Below are 20656 nucleotides of genomic sequence, written 5' to 3' on the forward strand. Positions count from 1 at the left end.
ATGAGTGGTCCGAAGCCCTTCCCCGTCCTGGTCACCGGCGGCGCCGGCTATATCGGCAGCCATGCCGTGCTGGCCCTGCTGGATGCCGGCTGGCAGGTGGTGGTGCTGGATGATCTTTCCACCGGCTTCCGCTGGGCCGTGCCGGAAGGCGTGGGCTTCGTGCAGGGCGACGTGGCGGACATGGATCTCGTCGGCCGCGCGCTTGCCGAACACGCGATCGGCGCGATCCTCCATTTCGCCGGCTCCATCGTTGTGCCGGAATCGGTGATCGATCCGCTCAAATATTATCGCAACAACACCGCCGCCAGCCGCGCCCTGATCGAGGCGGCAGTGAAGGCGGGCGTGCCGCACTTCATCTTCTCCTCCACCGCCGCCACCTATGGCATTCCGGATGAGGTGCCGATCCGCGAGGGCATGCCGAACCGGCCGATCAATCCCTACGGCACGTCGAAGCTGATGACGGAGCATATGCTGCGCGACGTGACGGCCGCGCACCCGATGAATTTCTGCGCGCTGCGCTATTTCAACGTCGCCGGGGCCGATCCGGCCGGCCGATCCGGCCAGTCCACGGCGGGCGCCACGCATCTCATCAAGATCGCGGTGGAAGCGGTGACGGGCAAGCGCGCCCATGTCGGCGTGTTCGGCACCGATTATGCCACGCCCGACGGCACCGGCGTGCGCGATTATATCCACGTCTCCGATCTGGCCGAGGCGCATGTCGCGGCGCTGGAATGGCTGATCGAAAACCCCTCCGAAAGCCGCATCATGAATTGTGGCTATGGGCGCGGCTATTCGGTGCTGGAGGTGCTGGATACCGTCGATCGCGTCACCAATACGCCGATCACGCGCAAGATGGAGGCGCGCCGGGCGGGCGATCCCGATCTGCTGGTGGCGGATAACAGCCTGATCCTCGAAACCCTGCCCTGGCGCCCGAAGCGCGACGATCTCGCCCTGATCGTCGATCACGCACTCGCCTGGGAGCGCATATTGGCCGAACGCCGCAGCGAAGGCTGAGGAACTAGAGCGAGCGGAATCTCGCGTCGCAGTCGCCATGACCCCCGATAGTCCGGCGACAACCTCTTCCGCTCTTCGCACAGCGGCGTTCGGAAGATGCTTTTTACGGCAACGCCACGCAATCGCATCTTCGTGACACCAAGATTGTTGATGTTTGACGGCTGGGCGCTGGTGCGAGAAACTCAAACCGTGAGCGCCCATTCGAAACTGAAGGAATGGTGGGCGAAGACCGGTGTTTTGGTGCCGATCGAGAGAATATCGGATGATCGAATCGTCGCTCTCGAGGCACGGTATAAAATCAGGCTGCCGCCCGACTTTCGAGCCTACCTTTCCGAATCCTCTCCGGTCCGCCAGAATTGGGATGAGGAAATGGGCAACTGGTGGCCCTTCTCACGGATAAAAAATATCCCGGAAGAATACGATTCTCGATTTACACCCGAGAACGCGGATAAATATCTGTTTTTTCTGGATCATTGCGTCTGGTGCTGGGCTTGGGCGATCTCCTGCGCAGATGACGCCACCTATGGCTCGATCGTGACGATCGGAGGCCCTGAGAAGGTCGTGGCAGCCTCCTTTTCGGAATTTGTCGATCGATATGTCAGCGATTGGCTTTCCGTCAGCTAGCGAGGCCTGCTGCAAGCCTCGATTTTTAGACCCGTGTTCGAGGGGTGGGTTGGCCTCCGCATCGACGATGTAGAATGCCAAATCGCCTTCCGGAGAGAGGGCGCGCGTCGCATGGACCTCGTTCGCTTCAGCGCGCCTCCGGCCGTCGCGATCCGGTTCAACCGCACCCGCTTTGGCGCTAGGGCGTGCGCATGACTCACGCCGCCTATCCCGCCCTCCGCCTTCGCCGCACCCGTCGCCATGCCTGGAGCCGGGCAATGGTCGCGGAAAATATCCTGACCCCCGCCGATCTGATCTGGCCCCTCTTCGTGACCGAGGGCACGCAGGTGGAAGAGCCGATCTCCACGCTGCCCGGCGTCTCGCGCTGGTCGGTCGATCTGCTGGTGGAGCGGGCGAAGGAGGCCGCCGCCGCGGGCATACCCTGTCTCGCCCTGTTCCCGAACACGCCCGCCGCCCTGCGCAGCGAGCGCGGTGAGGAAGCGCTCAATCCGGACAATCTGATGTGCCGCGCGTCGCGCGCCATCAAGGAAGCCGGCGTGCCGATCGGCATCCTCACCGATGTGGCGCTGGATCCCTATACGGCACACGGCCATGACGGCCTGCTCGACGGGGAAGGCCTCGTCCTCAATGACGAGACGATGGAGATCCTCGTCGAACAGGCGCTCAACCAGGCGCGCAACGGCGCCGATATCATCGCGCCCAGCGATATGATGGACGGGCGCATCGGCCTGATCCGCGCCGCGCTGGAGCAGGAGGGCCTGATCAACGTCCAGATCATGGCCTATGCCGCCAAATATGCCTCCGCCTTCTACGGCCCCTTCCGCGATGCGGTCAGCTCGCGCGGGCTGCTGAAAGGCGACAAGAAGAATTACCAGATGGACAGCGCCAACAGCGAGGAGGCGCTGCGCGAGGTGGCGCTGGATCTGGCCGAAGGCGCGGATACGGTGATGGTGAAGCCGGGCCTGCCCTATCTCGATATCGTCGCGCTGGTGAAGCGGCGGTTCGAGGTGCCGGTCTTCGCCTATCAGGTGTCCGGCGAATATGCGATGATCGAGGCGGCGGTCGCGGCCGGCGCCGGTGAGCGCGATGGCCTCGTCATGGAAACGCTGATGGCGTTCAAGCGGGCGGGCGCATCCGGCGTCCTCACCTATCACGCGCTCCATGCCGCCCGGCTCATGGGCGGATGATCGAGACGGGGCGTCTCATCCTGCGTGGCTGGCGCGATGGCGATATCGCGCCCTTCGCGGCGATGTGCGCGGACGGCGAGGTCATGGCCCATCTCGGCGGCCCGCAGTCGCTGGCCGAAGTGGAGGCCGCCATCGCCCGCCAGCGCGATTTTCAGGATCGGATCGGCCATTGCTTCTGGGCGATCGAGCGGCGGGATGACGGCGCCTTTCTGGGCTTCTGCGGCGTCCGTCCCGGCGGCCATGCCGGCACGCCGGTCGTCGACGAACTGGAGATAGGCTGGCGGCTGCGGCGCGACGCCTGGGGCTGGGCGCATACGGCCCACGCGCGCATCCTCGCCTGGACAGTGCCCGCCAATCGGGCGTCGTGGACGCTGATGGGGCGGCTGGGCATGCGCCACCGCCCCGATCTGGATTTCGCCCATCCGGCCTTCCCCGCGGATCATCCGCTCTCGGCGCACATCGTCTATGCGGCGGAGCGTCCGGCGGGGTTGGCCGGCGAATCGGGACGGTGAACGGCCGACAGGGCGTCGCGGCGCGCAAATCGGCGGGCCGATATCAGCCCGTCAGCCCGTCCACCGCATCGGCCTCGGCATTCGAAAGCGCGGCGACAGTCTCCGCCGCCGCCTCGATCGCGGCGCGGTCGCCCGTGCCGAGATAGGCCGGGTCCACCCTCAGCGCGTCGATCTCGCCGGCCACGTTGCGCACCGTCGCCCGCGCGGCATCCAGCGCGCTCAGCGCTTCCTGCCCCGCAATCCATGCCTCGCTGCCCTCGGCCGATCCTTTCGCGCGCGCCAGCGCGCCGGCGACGCCCGCGCGCTCCCTCTCGAAAGTGGCATGGCCCTCTTTCGCCTCCGCGACGAGCTTCGCCAGCCGTTGGGCCAACGCCGGGCTCTCCGGCGTTTCCGCTTCGCTGGCCGCATCGGGCGGGAGGATCGGCCGATGCTCGATCGCGCGCGGGCCGAGGCCGGGCGCGTCGGGCAGGGTCGACGAACAGGCGGCGAGCGCCAGGCCGCCGAGCAGGAGAAGAAGGGCGGAGCGCATGGCCGTGCCTTTATCGGCCCGCGCCCAAATCGACAATCGTACGAAACCCGCAATTGCCGGGTTGCGCACCTCCGGCCCTTCGACTAGTGGAGCGCCTCCCAAGCGCCCGTAGCTCAGCTGGATAGAGCATCAGACTACGAATCTGAGGGTCGGACGTTCGAATCGTTCCGGGCGCGCCATAGTTTCCATGCACTTAGCCCGGATCCGCCGACGAGCGGGTCGGGGCTAAGTAGCATTTAGGTAGCTGCCGGCTCAGATCGCAAAAGGGTAACACCCTTTTTCCCAATGCACCGCTGCGTCCATGCAATAGTCAGCTCAGGCAATCGCTCATAATTTTCGGCTTTTTTGGTCCGCTCATACGGACATCAAGGCGTTGGCATTATCTTGCCGTACGTGTCGATCGCCCCTCCACGTCGGCGCGCGGCCGATTGCCCGATGCCCCCCCCATGCGTCAGATTACGTACGATCATTGCGAGGAAGCTATTTGCCAGCTAGCCAAGCAAAATGACAACCGAAATAGCTGTAATCAACCGTCTTGGTGTAGCACTCGCGGCGGATAGCGCTGTTACGATTACCGGATACGGTCAAGAGAAGGTTTTCGATACCGGCGACAAGCTGTTTGAGCTTATGCCCGACGAACCAATAGCAATAATGGTGAACGGGAATCTTGATTTTTTGGGAGTTCCTTGGGAACTAATAATCAAGGACTTCAGAACAGAGAAATTTGATAAGAGACCATCCTCAATTGAAGAATGGTCAATAGCGTTTCTTGATTTTGCGGGACGCCACCGAGCGGTAAATGAGAATCAGTCTAACGACTTTATACGACGATTTGTTCAAAGTCGAATTTCGTTTCTGCAGGCGACGGTGATGGAAAACATCCAAGACCTGTTTAGCTCGGGCAAAAGGACCATAAAACGCTCAGTCGTTTCCGAGTTGCTTATTTCTGCGATAAACGTTCGGTCATCGAAATTAGACGAAACTAGTAAACTTAAAAGTCTTGATGCGGTTAATCTGTCGGATACTGATAAAAAGTATGGCGATCTAATATCGACTATCATAGGCGAGATGTTTGGCGAAAAAGGAATCACAAAAAAAGATGCCAAATCCGTCAAGGGATTAATGCTAAAAGAAATGTTAGTTACATTAGATGAGGATACCCGGACCGGTTTAGTAGTTTGCGGATTTGGTGGAGACGATCTATTTCCATCGCTTCATGCGGTAATCTTAGATGGTGTTCTTAATGGTCGCCTTCGTTACGAGGTCACTCATGACGTGGAAATTACTCGTGATCAGATGCCAAATGGCCGCACGAAAGAGCTAGGGACAGCCATTTCATTTGCCCAGACTGATGTTATCGAACGCCTGCTCCGGGGAGGCGATGCTAGGCTTATATACCGTAGCAGAGAATTTTTAGATCAGTTCGCGGGGAAGGCTCTTCCTGCCATGTTTGCTGGCCTCGGGTGGAACATTTCGGATGCCAATGGCGGCGCAATTCCCATCAACGATATGGCAAGCTTTTTGCAGGAAAAGTTGCCAGCCCTATATGACGTGTTTGTGGATCGGGTTCGCGATGAGATCGAACGTGAGTTCAAGCAGACAATCTCCTTGATGCCGAAACAGGAGCTGATAGAGTTAGCCGAGGCGTTAGTGAGCATTACAGCCGTGGAGAGAAAAGCGACCCGCGATGCTGGCACGGTAGGTGGACCCATCGATGTTGCCCTGATAACGCGCGCCGAGGGGTTTGTGTGGATCAAGCGCAAGCACCATTTCAAGGCTGAGTTGAACCCGCGCTACCTATCGCGAGTTTCCGCATTCAGGACCGGAGGAGAAGCAGGATGAGAAAGCGCAGCGCACAGGATTCCGCGCCGAGCCGTGATCGCATCGGCGGCCGTCAGGATCTGGATCGTCGGGTTGAGGACGTAACTCGCCGATCGATCGACGAGATGGTTTGTACGCTGACACGGCAGGCCAACGAGCGGTTTCTCCAGCACGCCTAACGCATTGTAATTTCCGACAAAACGGGAGCTTCTGTACAGCGGGAGCTTTCGGCCCCTTGCCTGCGAGCCATAGGCTTTTTGCGACCCATATGAGCCATACGGCTTGCGATCGGAGTGCCCGGGGGCGCAGCGTAGTGATCGTTCGAGGCCTTACCGCTCGCCGATTTTCTATCGGGAATGAATGCACATTCTTGATTATGAGGCCCTGTTGCGGCGCCGGGTCTGTCAGATCGCGTCGCAGAGGGGGTCTGTCGTCGATGAACGCCCCACCAACCAACGGCTACCGCCCCTGCGAGCGTCGCAAGAAAAGCCAGCGCCATTGCCACACGCATCCATCGGCTATTCTTCGCAAGGGAGCGCTTGTTTTTTCCCAGCTGACTTTGCAGCGTAACGGCCTGCTCCACGCGAGCTTGGTGGAGGTCGTGCGGTCCAGATGCACCAGCATGCCACTGATCAGGGTGCCAGCACGACGGCTCGTTGCCGGGAAATGAAAAAGGCCCGGGCTTAGCGCTCCAAATCGCACATCCCGATGCGACTACCATCAGCAGCGAATATGACGTGCCGATCGTGACCACCGACCAATCGGGTTTGTCGCTCAAAATCAGCGCCACGACGCCGCCGATCGCGGCAGTTGCAGCGGCAATCAAAAAGCCAGCGAAGGTCATTGCACGCTGATCTGCTGCACCAGCAACAACCAGTTGCGCGGCGATTAGAGTTTCGGCTTCCCGAACGACCTGTTCAAGCACTTCGTCGCAGAGGACCGTTAGCTCTCCGACCCTGTTGTCATAGCTCATGCTCGTGTTCTATCCTGAGATATGGCTAAAGAACCAGAGCGACAGCAACGAGGCCCAATCGAACAGGGTAGCAGTAAGGGAAGCCAAGGGCGCCCCGCCCCTAATAAGCCTCCCCGCAAGCCTTCTAAACCAGCGCCCAAATCTGATTAGGCTGCCCGGTCAGATGGGGCGACTCTGTGTGCTGGTCTTCTCATTCGTCGCGGGGGATTGCGCTGGGCTGAGGTGAGACAGCGTACGCCTGAGAAGAGAGAGTAGGAGCTGCCCTTGCCCTGCAGCACGTTGGCGACCGTGCCGAGCGAGCATCTAAAAGCGTTAGCTATAGCAGGGCGAGACAGCCCCCGCTTCCGATAGTCGCATATCGCCAGCCTTGACCAATAAGGGAGCTGTGCCGTGCCGCGAGCTTGGGCCATAGCGAGCCCATGTTCCGGGCGCATCGCCCAAATAGCCGCATCGACCGCCTCCAGAACCCTTGGATCAGATCGCGCAGCCTCAATCGCTGCTGCGCGATATGACATAATCGACGTGCGAGAGCGGCCTAGGGCAGCCGCATGAAAAGCGAGAGAGAAGCCCGGCATCAGCATCTGAGCGTGAAAGGCCGTGCGCGGCTCTCCTCGTCTCGGCGGACGGACCGGCTGCCACAACATCTCGTCAGCGGCTACCGTCGATCCTGAGTGAGAATTGGTCGTCGAAACCGCGCTTTCATGTTGCCTCGTCACTGTCGGCTCATTTTCGGAAGGCAGGACGGTAGGACAGTTACGACGGTTTTCACATTAATCGTCCGGTGAACGGCGAATGGGACAGCGTCGCGATCAACCCTCCTAACCGTCCTACCGTCCTATGCAGCAGCGGCATGGCGCAGGTACGATGGATACAGGCCGAGCGGATCACATACCTCATCCGGGACAGGCAGCCCCTTCATGGTCGCGATACGGCTTTGCCGCATAAAGATCGATGGTTCGAAGACGTTGACCAGCCGCAGCCTCGAACCGCGCTCCAGCCAGCCACGTGCAAAGACCTCCCCGGCAAGCTCGTCCGCTCCCGCAGCCTCAATCCAGCGATCGACATCAAGCGTAGGCCACGCGGCCACGACGACGCGAGCTTCGTCGAAGCGCCAGTCGGCGATCCATGCCCGGATCGGGATTGCCCCCAGCGGTGCGTCAAATAACACTGACGCACGCGGGGCGATCGGTTCTCCATTCGGTCCATTCGGGTCGAAGCGACCAGTGCGAAACCCCTCATTCGCCGCGTGGGAGAGCAGGGTCAGGAAGGTGTGAGAACGGTAGTTCATTGATATCTCCTAAAAACCGTGACGGAGTTTGAGGCCGACGCGATGTTGAACGCCGCCACGCTTGTCGGGCGCGAAGCCTCGCTTGCTCAGTGTGCGGCCGAACATCGTGGTGTTGACGGGCGCGCGGCCGTTGTCGTTCGAATGGTGCCGGTAGCTTGCATAGAGAGACGATGCGGCCACAGCCGCGTCCACCGCGATTTCGCATCGCTCCTCGATGAACTGACCCACCGAATCCATGTCGGCGCGATATTCGGCATTGGCAGCGCGCACAGCTGCCGGGGTGGGCAAGCCATCCCGGTACCAACTTATCGCCCCTCGGATAATCCAGGCGAGTATCCCGGCTTTCTCAGCTGCCAGCTTGTCGGCCAGCTGACGATCCTGCTCCTCCGGCCCGAATACCCGGTTGAAGGGGACCGTCCGAATCCTCCTCCAGATGGCCGGATCGTTCCCGTTGACCTGCGGGAGCTGATTGGTCGCGAGGAACAACTTGAAGGTCGGCCGGAAGGAGATGAACTCCTTAAACAGAAACCGTGCGACGATTGGCTCGTCCCCTGTCACCTGCTTTAGCAGCGCGTCGGCAAGTCGCTGATCGGCATTGGCCTCGGACGCGGTGACGAACCGCGTTCCGGCGAGCCGCGCCAGATCGTTGGACGCGCCGCCCGCCTTGGCGACCAAAGTGTCCGTGGGCGTGTGCTTGGCGTAGGTGCCCAGCACCGAACGGATCGCGTTCAGGAAGGTACTTTTCCCGTTTGCTCCCTCGCCATGAAGCACGAAAAAGCACTGCTCGCGCGTGTCGCCGGTAGCGGCATAACCGACTGCCCGCTGAACGTATTCGATCAGTTCAGGATCGCGCCCAAGCACCTCCGCCACGAACCGTTCAAACTCCGGGCAGGCTGCGGCCGGATCGAAATCGATGTCGATGACGTGTGTGATAAAGGCGTTGCGATCATGCGGCAGCAGCCGGCCGGTTGCCAGATCGACCATGCCATTTCTGACGTTCAGAAAATGCGGCTGGCGATCGAAAGCGTCGAACTTGATCGGCACACCTGGTTCGGTCTTTGCCAGTTCGATCATGCCGGCGATGCGCGCGGCCGTTTGCGACCTGTGCGCGAAGGCAAGGCGGCGCTTCAGCGTCTCCGGATCATTGATCAGCTTCGCGGCGGAAAGCAGCCCGTCCACCACCCGCTTTGCCAAGCGCGTGACCTCTCCCTCATCATCGCGCGACCAGCGATTATCGGACCAGACGAACCAGTCTCGTGAGGCACTCTCATACCGTGCCATCCCGTCAAGCAGATCGACCAGCCGCCGTGCGTTGCCCAGCTCCGTTTCAGCGTGTTCCGACCCCGGCTCATACCGCATCGCACTGCTCACGATCCGCTCCACTTCGTCGGACTCCAGCGGCGGCACGCAACGCACGGTGTTCTCGGCGTGCGCGGCGGCAAGAATGACTTCAGGCAGCATGCCGCGCGCGCGCATCCCGCAGACGGAGCTGAACAGGGCCGAGTTACGCCCCCCTTCCAGAACGCCGGCGCCAGATGACGTTGTGGCAGACTTGATGCGCTTGCCGCCCCTCGCCAGTTCGATAAGCCAATCGGGGGCATCCGCGATCGGCGCGTCGTTCTCCCAAGCATATGACGCCCCCGATGGGTGGACGCTGGGAGGTGCGACCACGTAGCCGTCCGCCTTCAGATCGACACCCTGAAAGCCGGCGACATGAGTATGATCGCTGACCCCCTCCGTTTCATCGGGAAGGCGGAAGTAGAGGTGAAAACCGCCCCCACCGGTTTTGGCCCGCCTTGTTTCGGGCAGCTTGCCGTAGGTTCGTTCGAGACGGTCAAAGCCAGCGTCGCCATCATTACGGGTATCGACGTCAACCACAATCAAGCCGGATTGCTGGCCGGTCAGGACCGCGACATTGTTATCCGTGTCGGGCGGAAACCATTGCGCGATCAATGCTGCGTCGAGCGTCGCATCCTTCTTGCCATGCCGCATCGCCGGCACCTTGCTCCGTGGCCGCAGAGCAACGACGGGAAGTCCCTGCGCACCATATTCCGATGCTGCTGCGGCAAGGGCGTTCACCGGGCGACTGCCGCGCCAGAGATGAAGGCGTCAAGCTCGCTGACCGAGTAGCGGACGGCTGAACCCAGCTTGTGAAACGCAGGCCCTTTGCCCGCCCATCGCCAGCGCGCGAGAGTCTTGGGAGCAAGACCAAGATATGCGGCAGCATCGGTCTCTCGGAGCATGTGGGGGGCAGGCATCGGGTAGCTCTCCTAAGCGTTTGGCTTCGAGCCCCGCCTTACCCAGGCGTGAATCCGCGATGCTAGGGAATGGCTGTCAACCGCGCATCACCACCCTCAGATTTTCAAAGCAGATCAGTATCTGCCCCGGAGCGGCGTTGCGCGCTCGTTGCCCGTGCGCCATGATGCTTATGCGTGGCGGTCAATCCCGCGCGCGAGGCGTGGAACCCTCATGGCTCAAGGCCCGGTCGAGATTTCTCGGCCGGCTGGATGCCGTCATGTCCAAGGTGAGAGCCCAAAAGCGGCATCGCCTTGTCCTTGGGCAGGGGTTCCAACGGCCGGCTTCAGCCGGGACGCCTCCAAAGACATGGAGGCTGACGGTGAGATACTCGATCGTGGGGATGATAGCAGCGATTGCGGTTGCCACAGCCGCATCGAGTGCCACCGACTTCTTTGACGGGTTGACCGTCAAAGAGATGCTGACCTCGCCCAGATCTAAGCCAGACGTCGAGCGCTGCATGCTGGTAGCTGGCGTGTCAGCCTATCCAGTGAACGACGCCGCCGAGCCGAGTACGTCGATATTCTTCCTGACCCTTCAGACTTTATCAGGTCGGAACCCCCCGGTTTGGCGGCTTTCAGCCAGTGCGATGGGCAGCAAGCTGGAGGTGTATGATGGGCGTCGTTACCTCAAACGAGCCAGAAACTGCTTCACGCCCTAGTACTGGAGGCCAGTGCTGTTGCCTGCCCGTCTGCCCTACCAGTCGTCAGCCGCATCAGTTCCACCCCGATCGCATCTGCAGCGGCCTGTACGGGCGATTGGGCGAGGTGCGCATACCGGCTCGTCGTCGCCGCCTGAGTATGCCCGAGAAGACGGCCGAGCATGTGTAGCGACATGCCCATTCCCGCGCCCACACTGGCGAAGGTGTGCCGCAAATCGTGGATACGAACGTCATTCAAATCGGCCAGCGCCCGAACGACGCGCCACGGCTTCTGAAGATTCACCAACGGCTTGTCCTCAATCGCCCCCGGAATAACGTAGGGATGATTACCGGCTTGCGCTTTTAGATCGGCAAGGAGTGCTGCGGCAGCGTCGCCCAACGATACCGTAAGGCGTCCACCCTTGGTATCCGGTAGCTTCAGCAGCTTGGCCTCAAGGTCCACCCAAGCCCATTTCATGCCCAGCACTTCATTCAAGCGGCGGCCAGTCAGCATCAGCATTTTGATCGCCGCAATCGCGCTGGCCGAAACCTTGGCGGCGGCCGCGTCCGAGTTCAGCTCCTGCCATAGGCGCGCCACTTCAGCGCCGGTCAGGTATCGTTCGCGCTTCTCTTCCTTGTAACGATCGATGTTTGTTGCAGGGTTGGAGCCATCCGGGCGCATGCCCCACCGCTCACTCAGCGAGAACATCTTGCTCGCCAGCGCGCGGACGCGGTTAGCCTCGTACGGCGTGCCACGGAGCCGATGATGGAGGCTCTGGATATCGCCGCGCGTGATGGCTGCCACCTTCTTCGGTCCTAGCGCCGGGCGGAGGTGTAGCCGGATCAGCCGTCGATCACCCTCAGCCGAACTGGCCTTCTTCCTCACGTCGGCATGGTCGCTGAGATACCGATCGCACAGCGCGTCGAAAGTCGGCGCCGCCTTGTCCAACGCGCGGGTCAGCGAAGGATCGCGCCCCTGCGCTACTTCGGCAAGCCAAGCGCGAGCAATCGTCCGCGCCGACTCAGGCTTCAGCGGGCCATGTGCGCCGATCGTCGGCCGTCGCTGCTGCCCGTCCTTGGTGCGATAATACAGAAAGTAAGAGCGCTTTCCGGCGGGCGTGAGCTTGCAACCAAATCCGGCAAGCTCACTGTCCCACAGGATCACGTCCTTGGCCTCCGCCTTCATGGCCTCGACCGATCGAACAGTGAGCTTTGCCTTCATGCCATCACTCCGCTAGGTAGCGATCAAGTAGCAGAAAGCAGCAATCCACCGCAACAGCCAGCGCAGTCAACCGCAACACGTTCCTGGCTATTACAGAGAGATATCGATGATCAGCGCAACGCAGCGCAGCCCATCAAACGATCGATCGCGAGACTACGAATCTGAGGGTCGGACGTTCGAATCGTTCCGGGCGCGCCATTTTCTCCTTCGGGATGAAATGGGTCCGCTTCGCCGAAGCATCCCCTTCCTTTCGGGCGAGACGCATCCCTTTGGGGGTGGTCAATGTGCCGGCTTCACCGCCTGCCCCCCTCCAGGCGCACGGCATTCAGCCGCAACGCATTGCCCACCACGGTGAAGGACGAGAGCGCCATCGCGGCGCCGGCGAACATTGGCGAAAGCAATATGCCCGCCACGGGATACAGCACGCCGGCCGCCACAGGCACGCCGATCCCGTTGAACAGGAACGAGAAAAACAGGTTCTGGCGGATATTCGCCATCGTCGCCCGCGCCAGCCGGCGGGCGCGCACCATCGCCGAAAGATCGCCCTTCGTCAGCGTCAGGCCGGCGCTCTCGATCGCCACGTCCGTCCCCGTCCCCATCGCCAGGCCCACATCGGCGGCGGCGAGCGCCGGAGCATCGTTGATGCCGTCGCCGGCCATTGCCACCCGCGCGCCCGCAGCCTTCAGTTCCCCGATCATGCGGGCCTTGTCCTCGGGGCGCAGATCGGCGTGGACCTCATCTATCCCTCCGATCGTGCGGGCCACGGCCTCGGCCGTCATCCGGCTGTCGCCCGTCAGCATCACGATGCGCAGCCCCTCGGCATGGAGCGCGGCGATCGCCTCGCCCGCCGATGCCTTGATGGGATCGGCGACGGCGATCAGGCCCGCCGCGACGCCATCTATCGCGATCAGCATCACGCCCGCACCTTCGGCCCGGTGTCGTTCGGCCGCGCCATCCAGCATGGCGGCATCGGCGCCAACGCGCCGCATCTGCGCCGCATTGCCCACCACCACCCGCCGCCCGTCGACCAGGCCGCTGATGCCGAGCCCGGTCTGCGATTCGAACTCTTCCGCGACAGGCACAGCAAGCCCGCGCTCGCGGGCGCCCGTGACGATCGCAAGCGCCAGCGGATGCTCCGATCGCACCTCGATCGAGGCCGCCAGCGCCAGCACGGCATCGCCCTCGAATCCGGCGGCCGGCTCCACCGCCACCAGCCGGGGCTTGCCCTCGGTCAACGTACCGGTCTTGTCGATCACCAGCGTATCGACACCATCCAGCGCCTGTAGCGCCTCCGCATTCTTGACGAGCACACCGGCCTGCGCGCCCCTGCCCGTGCCGACCATGATCGACATCGGCGTGGCGAGCCCCAGCGCGCAGGGGCAGGCGATGATGAGCACGGCAATGGCGTTCAGCAGCGCATGGCCGAAGCGCGGCTGCGGGCCGACGATATTCCACACCAGGAAAGTGGCGAGCGCGACCAGCACCACCAGCGGCACGAACCAGCCCGCAATCCTGTCCGCCACCGCCTGGATCGGCGCGCGGCTGCGTTGCGCCTCCGCCACCATGGAGACGATCCGCGCCAGCATCGTATCCGCGCCAACGGCCCGCGCCTCCATCACGAGGCTTCCCGTCCCGTTGACGGTGCCGCCGGTGAGCGTGGCACCCGGCGTCTTGAGCACGGGCGCGGGCTCGCCCGTCAGCATCGATTCGTCGACCGAGGAACGCCCTTCGATCACCGCCCCGTCCACCGGGATCGCGTCGCCCGGCCGGATGCGCAGCCGATCGCCCCGGATCACCGCATCGAGCCCGATTTCCCGTTCCTCGCCATCGGGCCCGATCCGGCGCGCCGTCTTGGGCGCGAGGTTCATCAGCGCGCGGATCGCCCGGCCGGTCGCGGCGCGCGCGCGCAACTCCAGCACCTGCCCGAGCAGCACGAGCGCCACCACCACGCCCGCCGCTTCATAATAGACCGGCACCATGCCGCCATGTTCGCGGAAGGAGGGCGGAAACAGATCCGGGGCGACCGTGGCCACCACGCTGTAGAGAAAGGCCGCGCCAACGCCCGTCGCGATCAGCGTGAACATATTGTAGTGGCGGCTTCGGAGCGATGCCCAGCCACGCTCGAAAAAGGGCTTGCCCGCCCACAGCACGATCGGCGCCGTCAGCAGAAGCTGCACCCAGGGCGACCAGCGCATCGGCACCAGATGCACGCCCAACATGTCCGCGCCCATGGAGAGCAGCAGCAGCGGCACCGCCAGCACGGCGCTCACGCAAAAACGGCGGGTGAAATCGATCAGTTCGGGATTCGGCCCATCGGCGGCGCTCGGCTCGGCCGGCTCCAGCGCCATGCCGCAGATCGGGCAGGTGCCCGGGCCATCCCTCCGGATCTCGGGATGCATCGGACACGTCCAGACGGAGCCCGACGCCAGCCGCGAAGACGGCGCTGGCGGATGCGGCGACGCGGGCGCCCCGCCATGCTTCACGCCTCCCGTGAATTTGCCGGGATCGGCGATGAATTTCGCGCGGCAGCCGGCGCTGCAGAAATGATAGATCGTGCCGTCATGCTCCACATGATGCGCGGTCGCCGCCGGATCGACCCGCATCCCACACACGGGATCGGTCTCCATCCCCGCCGCGACCGCCCCGCCCGAACCGCCATGCGCTTCATGGGCGTGCGGACCGTTCATCCTGCTGTTCCTTCCCAACCGGAATTGACGGCGGGAGACTGCACCTTTTGCCCGGCCCCTGGCTAGCATGCATCACTCGAAAAATGGCGGCTGGCGCCCTTTTCGCGCAGCCGGAGGCCCCGGCTCACTCGATCCAGAGGCTGTGCGCGTCGATGCGCATCCTGGTCACGGCATGGGCCGCCGCGACGCGCGCATCGATCTCGGCCGCGCGCGCCTCATAAGCGAGCCGGTCGGCATAAAGGCGATCGCCCAGATCGATCACGCCCACCTGTTGCCCGCGCGCCATTTTCGCAGCCGCCGCGTCGGCGCGGGCCACCGCCGCCCGCGCGCTGCGCCAGGCGCTCAGCCGGGCGCGGGTTTCCGCCAGATCGCCGGCCGAATGCGCCTCCACCTCCAGGCGGACATTCGCCGCATCGGCAGTGGCGGCACGGGCATCGCCCGCCGCCTGATCCGCCAGCGCCCTGCGATAACCGCCACCGAACGGCATCGAGACATAGACGCCCAGCCCCTTTTCCTGGCCGCCACGCTCCTGAAAGGCACGGAAGCCGAGCGAGGGATCTGGCACCCGATCGAGCCGCGACCGGCGGGCGAGCGCGCCTTGCCGATCCGCTTCCCGATCCGCGGCGATGATGTCGTGGCTGCGTTCCACCGCCTCGGCCGCAAGCGTTTCCAGCGTGGAATCGGGCGGATCGCTCACCGCGATCTCCGGCGCATCGCCCGGCAGGGTCAGCGCCGGGAAGGTCGCCGCCAGCTCGGCGCGGGCGCGGTCGCGCGTGGCGGCCTCCTCGCCGATCCGCAGCTCCGCCGCCGCCAGCGCCGCACCCGCCTGATCGGCATCCAGCGCCGCCGCATCGCGCAGCGCCACGCGCCGATCGACGGCGCGCGCCGCGCTCTGGAGATTTTCGAATGTCGCAACGGCATTGCGATGCCGCGCGCTCGCCCCCAGCCAGCGATACCAGAGTTCGGCCAGCGCCAGTGCCGCCTGGTGGCGCGCATCCTCCGCGCGATTCTCCGCGATCTCGATGCCCAGCACGCCCGCCTTGCGATCGAGCGATGCCTTGCCCGGCAGCCGGATCGCGCGGCTCAGCGTGCCATCGAACTCCTGATAATCGCGCCCCTCCGCATCCACGCGACGCCGCGAGATCGTGCCCTGCAGCGTCACTTCGTGCGGCCCCGCACGCAGCGCATCGGCGCCGCCCCGTGCCGCCTCCACCCGCGCATCGGCGGCGATCACCGAGGGATGATGCTCGAGCGCGTCACGCACGCGCTCCACCGGCGGCAGATCGGCCTGCTGCACCCCCGGGGGCGCGCCCACGCTTTGCGCCACGAGCGACGCCGGCACGAAGAAGGCGAGGATCACAAGAGACTTCCTCATGCGATCCGCCCCCCGCGCAGGACCGGCAGCACGATCCAGCGCACGGGCAGGCGCCGCCGCGTGCCGGCGGCGGCATCGATCAGGCGATCCAGATCCCTGTCGTGCACGGTCAGCTCGATCGCGCTCCGGCGCAGCGCGCCCGTCACGCGTTCGGCCGTACCGGCATCGGCGAAATCCAGCCCGCGTACCATTTCATCGCGCACATGGATCGGCGGCGCGCTGACGGCGCGCAGCGCATCGACGAGCGGATCGACATCGCCCGTCGCGCAGGTCAGCCGCAACAGCACGTCGCCCGTCATCGCGCGCTCTCCGCCGGGCTTTCGCCAAAGCGCTCGTACAGCAGGGGCAGCAGCACCAGCGTCAGCAAGGTCGAGGTCACGAGCCCGCCGATGACGACGATCGCCAGCGGCTTCTGGATTTCCGATCCCGGCCCCGTCGCGAAGAGCAGGGGGACGAGGCCGAAGGCGGTGATCGATGCGGTCATCAGCACGGGCCGCAGCCGTCGTTCGGCCCCCAGGCGGACCGCATCGGCCAGCGGAACGCCCTCCTCGCGCAGCTGCCGGAAATAGGAGACGAGGACGAGGCCGTTGAGCACGGCGATGCCCAGCAGCGCGATGAAGCCCACCGATGCCGGCACCGACAGGAAATCGCCCGAAATCCAGAGCGACACGATCCCGCCCACCGCCGCGAAGGGAATGTTGGCGAGGATCAGCAGCGCACCCCGCAGCGATTTCAGCGTCGCGAACAGGACGAGGAAAATCATCGCCAGCGCGGCCGGCACCACCAGCATCAGCCGGGCAGCAGCACGCTGCTGATTTTCGAACTGGCCGCCCCAGACGAGGCGATAGCCGGGTGGCAACGGCACATCATCCGCCACCTTCGCCTTCGCCTCTTCTACGAAGCCGACCAGATCACGGCCGGAGACGAAAGCCTGCACCAGCGCATAGCGCCCGCCACTTTCATGGCTCAGGATGACGGGGCCCTGCGTCTCGGTCACGCGGGCGATATCGCTCACGCGGGCGACGGTGCCGGTGGGGGTCACCATTTGCAGATCGCGGAAACGGGCCGCATCGCCGCGTATCTCGTCACCGCCCCTGATGACGACGGGGATGCGCTTCTGCGCCTCGATCACGGTGCCGGCGGGAAGGCCCTCTATCTGCGCGCGCAGCATATCCTCGAACATATCGACCGGCAGGCCGAAACGGCCGGCCGCGGCGCGATCCACGTCGAGCTGGAGATAATCCACGTTGCTGGTGGCCGCCGTCACCACCTCGGCCGCGCCGCGCACACCACGCAGGGTCGCCTCGATGCGGCCGGCCAGAGCCGCAAGGGTCGCCAGATCCGGCCCGAATATCTTGATCGCCAGATCGCCGCGCGATCCCGTGAGCATCTCGGACACGCGCATCTCGATCGGCTGAGTGAAGACCGGCTCGATGCCGGGAATGCCTTCCATCACCTTGCGCAGATCCGCGACGATATCCTCCTTCGTACCGCGCCATTCGGAACGCGGCTTCAGCGCCATGAACATGTCGCCCTCGTTCAGGCCCATCGGATCGAGGCCGATCTCGTCGGCCCCGGTCCGCGCGATCGCGCCATCGATCTCGGGCACGGCGGCGATCACGGCCTGCTCCACCTTCGCATCCACGGCGAGCGAGCGGGCAAGGCCGATCGAGGGCAGCTTGGTGAGCTGCATCACCACCGAGCCTTCATCCATCGTCGGCATGAAGGTCTTGCCGACGCGGCCATAGGCCAGCACCGCCACGAGCAGCCCGATCGCCGCCACCGCATAGACGATTGGCCGGCGCGCAAAGGCGGAGACCAGCAGCGCATGATAAAGCGGCGCGAGCCGGCGCATGATCCACGGCTCGCCATGATGGCCGGTCCGGAGCCCGTAGGATGCCAGCACGGGCACCAGCGTCAGCGCCAGCAACAGCGCCGCCGCGAGCGAGAACATGATCGTCAGCGCGACGGGCGCGAACAACTTGCCCTCCAGCCCCTGCAACGAAAGCAGCGGCAGGAAGACGAGCGCGATGATGACCAGCCCGGCCGAAACCGGCAGGATCACCTCGGCAGCGGCGCGGAACACGATGTTGAGGCGCGGCGCGGCGCTTTCGCCGGCATGGGCCAGCCGATCGACGACATTTTCCACCACCACGACCGCACCATCCACCAGCATGCCGATCGCGATGGCCAGCCCGCCGAGGCTCATCAGATTGGCGGACATGCCCATGTAGCGCATCATCAGGAATGTGATGAGCGCCGCCATGGGCAGCGTGGTCGCCACGATCGCCGCCGCACGCCAATCGCCCAGAAAGACGATCAGCAGGATCACGACCAGCACGATCGCCTCGAGCAGGGCCTCCTGCACGGTGCCCACCGCATGCTCGATCAGATCCGATCGATTATAGAATACATCCAGCGTGGTGCCCTTCGGCAGGCCGGGGCGAAGCTCCTCCAGCCGCGCCTCCACGCCCTCCACCACCTTGCGCGCGTCGGCCCCGCGCAATGCCAGGACGAGGCCTTCCACCGCCTCCTTGCCGTTGCGCGTCAGCCCGCCATAGCGCGTGAGGCTGCCCGCGCCGACGATGGCGAGATCGCCAAGGCGCACGATGCGGTCGTTCCTCGCGACAACCACCATCTGGCGCAGATCCTCCGCATCGCGGATCGCGCCCACCGCGCGCACGATCAGCGTCTCGTCGCCATGGCCCAGGCGGCCGGCGCCATCGTTGCGATTGCCGCGCTCGACCGCCTGGCGCAGATCGTCGGGCGTCAGCCCAACGGCCGCCAGCCGGATGGGATCGGGCCGCACCTCATAGGTGCGCACATAGCCGCCCAGCGCATTCACATCGGCCACGCCCGGCACGGTGCGAAGCGCGGGGCGGATCGTCCAGTCGAGCAGCTCGCGTTTCTCCGCCAGCGAGAGCGGCCCCTCTATCGTGAACATGAAGATTTCGGAGAGCGGGGTGGAAATGGGGGCGAGCCCGCCGGAGACGCTTTCCGGCATATCCTTCAGCAGCCCGGCCAGCCGCTCCGAAACCTGCTGGCGCGCCCAGTAGATATCGGTCCCGTCATCGAAATCGATCGTGACATCGGCCACCGCATATTTGGCGGTCGAGCGCAGCACCGCCTGGCGTGGCAGGCCGAGCATCTCCATCTCGATCGGGGCGATGATGCGTGTCTCCACCTCCTCGGGCGTCATCCCCGGCGCCTTGAGGATGATCTTCACCTGCGTCTGCGCGATATCCGGATAGGCATCCACCGGCAGCGTCGAGAAGGCCCAGGCGCCCAGCCCCGCCGTGACCAGCGCGAGCGCGAGCACGAGCAATCGATAGGAAAGCGACCAGGCGACCAGCGCGCGCAGCATCTCAGTTCGCCGCCAGCGCCTTGAGCTCGCTCGTGCCCGAAACCGCCACCTGCTCGCCCGCCTTCACGCCCGACAGCAGCACGACGCGTCCCCCGGCGGCGGCCGCGCTCGTCACCGCGCGTCGTGCCACGCCCTGCGGCGTGCGCACGAAGACGACAGGCTTGCCGTCGATCGTGACGATCGCGTCGGTCGGCACGGCGATGGCGCCGGCATCGGCGGGCCTCAGCAGGGTCACGGTCGTCGCCCGCCCGGCGACCAGGCCGGGCGAGGCGGGCACGGTCGCGCGCAGCAGCGCCGATCGGGTCTGCATGTCCACGGTGGATCCCACGCTGCTGACGGTGCCGGTCATGTCATCCAGCACCACCTTCATGCCCGGGCGCACCACGCCGATCAGCCGCTCCGGCAGCTGCGCGGTCAGCTCGTAGCGGCCGGCCGCATCGATCACATAAGGCGCGCTCGCCCCATCCACCGGCATGCCGGTCTGGATCGCGGCCTTGGTGATCGTGCCGGCGATCGGCGCGGCCAGCGTGTAGCTCCCGCCGCTGCGGCCGGCATGGATCAGGGCCAGCGTCCGCCTCTGCTCGCCCAGATCCGCTTCCGCCTCGCGCCGGGATGCCGCCGCTTCCTCCGCGCGCGCACCGGCGATCACGCCCTCGCGGGCCAGCTGATCCAGCCTCTGCGCGGTGGAGCGCGCCACGCCGGCGCGGGCCGACGCGCGCTCCATCGCCGCCTGCATCACCAGCACCTCGCGGCTGGCGATCACGGCCAGCGGCTGGCCCGCGCGCACCTGCTGGCCTTCCACCACCATCGTCCGCGTGACGACGCCGGGGATGGTCGCCGCAACCGCGACGCGCGCATTGGGCGGCGGCGCGATCGTCGCCGGCACCTCCGCCACGGGAATGTCCGTCGCGTTCGTCGCCGCCGCAAAGGCAATGTCGAGCCGCGCCATCTCCGCCGGGGCGAGGGCGATCATGCTGGGCGTGGGCCTGGCGGCGGGCTCCGGCGCCTTCGCCTCCTCCCCGCCCGAACAGGCCGCGAGCAGGCCGGCAAGAACGAGCGGTACCGCGCGGACGGACGAGAAGGAAAGGTGGGCCACGCCCCGTCCCTATCTGGCGAAGCTGCCAA

The 20656-nt window shown here is 64.7% G+C and carries 17 protein-coding genes and 1 tRNA gene; 7 read left to right on the forward strand and 11 right to left on the reverse strand.

Translation table 11 applies throughout. The features are described from left to right. The 4 genes from galE (at position 1) to DI605_RS00455 (ending at position 3337) form a co-directional block, all read left to right on the forward strand. Positions 1–1014 carry a UDP-glucose 4-epimerase GalE gene (galE, locus tag DI605_RS00440; RefSeq protein WP_293967732.1) on the forward strand — a complete coding sequence of 338 codons (1014 nt, stop codon included), beginning with the start codon at positions 1–3 and terminating at the stop codon, positions 1012–1014. Positions 1015–1110: 96 nt separating this feature from the next. Further along, positions 1111–1638: an SMI1/KNR4 family protein gene (locus DI605_RS00445; protein ID WP_293967734.1), complete on the forward strand. Its 528-nt coding sequence runs from the start codon at positions 1111–1113 to the stop codon at positions 1636–1638. A 191-nt stretch (positions 1639–1829) separates the two neighbouring features. Next, positions 1830–2825: a porphobilinogen synthase gene (gene hemB, locus DI605_RS00450; protein ID WP_293967737.1), complete on the forward strand. Its 996-nt coding sequence runs from the start codon at positions 1830–1832 to the stop codon at positions 2823–2825. Then, a complete protein-coding gene (locus tag DI605_RS00455) occupies positions 2822–3337 on the forward strand; it encodes a GNAT family N-acetyltransferase (protein WP_293967740.1) in 516 nt (171 codons plus the stop codon). Before hemB ends, DI605_RS00455 begins: the two co-directional genes overlap by 4 nt. 43 nt (positions 3338–3380) lie before the next feature. On the opposite strand, the gene DI605_RS00460 is transcribed toward DI605_RS00455, so the two are convergent. Continuing rightward, positions 3381–3866 carry a hypothetical protein gene (locus DI605_RS00460; RefSeq protein ID WP_293967743.1) on the reverse strand — a complete coding sequence of 162 codons (486 nt, stop codon included), beginning with the start codon at positions 3864–3866 and terminating at the stop codon, positions 3381–3383. Between the two features lie 102 nt (positions 3867–3968). Here DI605_RS00460 and DI605_RS00465 point away from each other — a divergent pair. The 3 genes from DI605_RS00465 to DI605_RS00475 all read left to right on the forward strand — a co-directional run bounded on the left by DI605_RS00465 (position 3969) and on the right by DI605_RS00475 (position 5866). Next, positions 3969–4045, forward strand: a tRNA-Arg gene (locus tag DI605_RS00465). Positions 4046–4370: 325 nt separating this feature from the next. Beyond that, a complete protein-coding gene (locus tag DI605_RS00470) occupies positions 4371–5708 on the forward strand; it encodes a hypothetical protein (RefSeq protein WP_293967746.1) in 1338 nt (445 codons plus the stop codon). Then, positions 5705–5866, forward strand: coding sequence for a hypothetical protein (locus DI605_RS00475; RefSeq protein WP_293967749.1), 162 nt, complete (start codon positions 5705–5707; stop codon positions 5864–5866). Before DI605_RS00470 ends, DI605_RS00475 begins: the two co-directional genes overlap by 4 nt. On the opposite strand, the gene DI605_RS00480 is transcribed toward DI605_RS00475, so the two are convergent. The 10 genes from DI605_RS00480 to DI605_RS00520 form a co-directional block, all read right to left on the reverse strand. Continuing rightward, positions 5863–6660: a hypothetical protein gene (locus DI605_RS00480; protein WP_293967752.1), complete on the reverse strand. Its 798-nt coding sequence runs from the start codon at positions 6658–6660 to the stop codon at positions 5863–5865. The genes DI605_RS00475 and DI605_RS00480 overlap by 4 nt on opposite strands. Before the next feature lie 835 nt (positions 6661–7495). Further along, complete coding sequence (locus tag DI605_RS00485; RefSeq protein ID WP_293967754.1) at positions 7496–7948, reverse strand: hypothetical protein; 453 nt, start codon at positions 7946–7948, stop codon at positions 7496–7498. 9 nt (positions 7949–7957) lie between these two features. Next, positions 7958–10027 (reverse strand): phage/plasmid primase, P4 family, encoded by a 2070-nt coding sequence (locus DI605_RS00490; RefSeq protein WP_293967757.1) that lies wholly within the window; start codon positions 10025–10027, stop codon positions 7958–7960. Continuing rightward, positions 10024–10206, reverse strand: a complete 183-nt coding sequence (locus tag DI605_RS21470; protein WP_367120011.1) for a helix-turn-helix transcriptional regulator — start codon at positions 10204–10206, stop codon at positions 10024–10026. The genes DI605_RS00490 and DI605_RS21470 overlap by 4 nt, the downstream gene beginning before the upstream one ends. Before the next feature lie 687 nt (positions 10207–10893). Continuing rightward, complete coding sequence (locus DI605_RS00495; RefSeq protein ID WP_293967759.1) at positions 10894–12105, reverse strand: site-specific integrase; 1212 nt, start codon at positions 12103–12105, stop codon at positions 10894–10896. Between the two features lie 293 nt (positions 12106–12398). Beyond that, complete coding sequence (locus tag DI605_RS00500; RefSeq protein ID WP_293967762.1) at positions 12399–14792, reverse strand: heavy metal translocating P-type ATPase; 2394 nt, start codon at positions 14790–14792, stop codon at positions 12399–12401. A gap of 124 nt (positions 14793–14916) precedes the next feature. Further along, entirely contained in the window at positions 14917–16167 is a 1251-nt protein-coding gene (locus DI605_RS00505) for a TolC family protein (RefSeq protein ID WP_293967765.1), read from the reverse strand. Beyond that, positions 16164–16466 carry a DUF3240 family protein gene (locus DI605_RS00510; protein ID WP_293967768.1) on the reverse strand — a complete coding sequence of 101 codons (303 nt, stop codon included), beginning with the start codon at positions 16464–16466 and terminating at the stop codon, positions 16164–16166. The genes DI605_RS00505 and DI605_RS00510 overlap by 4 nt, the downstream gene beginning before the upstream one ends. Next, positions 16463–19531, reverse strand: a complete 3069-nt coding sequence (locus tag DI605_RS00515) for a CusA/CzcA family heavy metal efflux RND transporter (protein ID WP_293967771.1) — start codon at positions 19529–19531, stop codon at positions 16463–16465. Before DI605_RS00515 ends, DI605_RS00510 begins: the two co-directional genes overlap by 4 nt. A 1-nt stretch (position 19532) precedes the next feature. Continuing rightward, positions 19533–20627, reverse strand: coding sequence for an efflux RND transporter periplasmic adaptor subunit (locus DI605_RS00520; protein ID WP_293967774.1), 1095 nt, complete (start codon positions 20625–20627; stop codon positions 19533–19535). Positions 20628–20656: the final 29 nt, after the last annotated feature.

Source organism: Sphingomonas sp., assembly GCF_003248515.1.
In the GTDB taxonomy this organism is placed as follows: domain Bacteria; phylum Pseudomonadota; class Alphaproteobacteria; order Sphingomonadales; family Sphingomonadaceae; genus Sphingomonas_I.

Excerpts from the sequence above, each read along its gene's own strand:
- DI605_RS00445 (WP_293967734.1), top strand. The coding sequence starts at position 1,111 with ATGCTTTTTACGGCAACGCCACGCAATCGCATCTTCGTGACACCAAGA.
- DI605_RS00475 (WP_293967749.1), top strand. The coding sequence starts at position 5,705 with ATGAGAAAGCGCAGCGCACAGGATTCCGCGCCGAGCCGTGATCGCATC.
- DI605_RS00495 (WP_293967759.1), bottom strand. The coding sequence starts at position 12,105 with ATGAAGGCAAAGCTCACTGTTCGATCGGTCGAGGCCATGAAGGCGGAG.
- DI605_RS00505 (WP_293967765.1), bottom strand. The coding sequence starts at position 16,167 with ATGAGGAAGTCTCTTGTGATCCTCGCCTTCTTCGTGCCGGCGTCGCTC.
- DI605_RS00485 (WP_293967754.1), bottom strand. The coding sequence starts at position 7,948 with ATGAACTACCGTTCTCACACCTTCCTGACCCTGCTCTCCCACGCGGCG.
- DI605_RS00510 (WP_293967768.1), bottom strand. The coding sequence starts at position 16,466 with ATGACGGGCGACGTGCTGTTGCGGCTGACCTGCGCGACGGGCGATGTC.
- DI605_RS00480 (WP_293967752.1), bottom strand. The coding sequence starts at position 6,660 with ATGAGCTATGACAACAGGGTCGGAGAGCTAACGGTCCTCTGCGACGAA.
- DI605_RS00500 (WP_293967762.1), bottom strand. The coding sequence starts at position 14,792 with ATGAACGGTCCGCACGCCCATGAAGCGCATGGCGGTTCGGGCGGGGCG.
- DI605_RS00455 (WP_293967740.1), top strand. The coding sequence starts at position 2,822 with ATGATCGAGACGGGGCGTCTCATCCTGCGTGGCTGGCGCGATGGCGAT.
- DI605_RS00460 (WP_293967743.1), bottom strand. The coding sequence starts at position 3,866 with ATGCGCTCCGCCCTTCTTCTCCTGCTCGGCGGCCTGGCGCTCGCCGCC.
- DI605_RS21470 (WP_367120011.1), bottom strand. The coding sequence starts at position 10,206 with ATGCCTGCCCCCCACATGCTCCGAGAGACCGATGCTGCCGCATATCTT.
- DI605_RS00470 (WP_293967746.1), top strand. The coding sequence starts at position 4,371 with ATGACAACCGAAATAGCTGTAATCAACCGTCTTGGTGTAGCACTCGCG.
- galE (WP_293967732.1), top strand. The coding sequence starts at position 1 with ATGAGTGGTCCGAAGCCCTTCCCCGTCCTGGTCACCGGCGGCGCCGGC.
- hemB (WP_293967737.1), top strand. The coding sequence starts at position 1,830 with ATGACTCACGCCGCCTATCCCGCCCTCCGCCTTCGCCGCACCCGTCGC.
- DI605_RS00515 (WP_293967771.1), bottom strand. The coding sequence starts at position 19,531 with ATGCTGCGCGCGCTGGTCGCCTGGTCGCTTTCCTATCGATTGCTCGTG.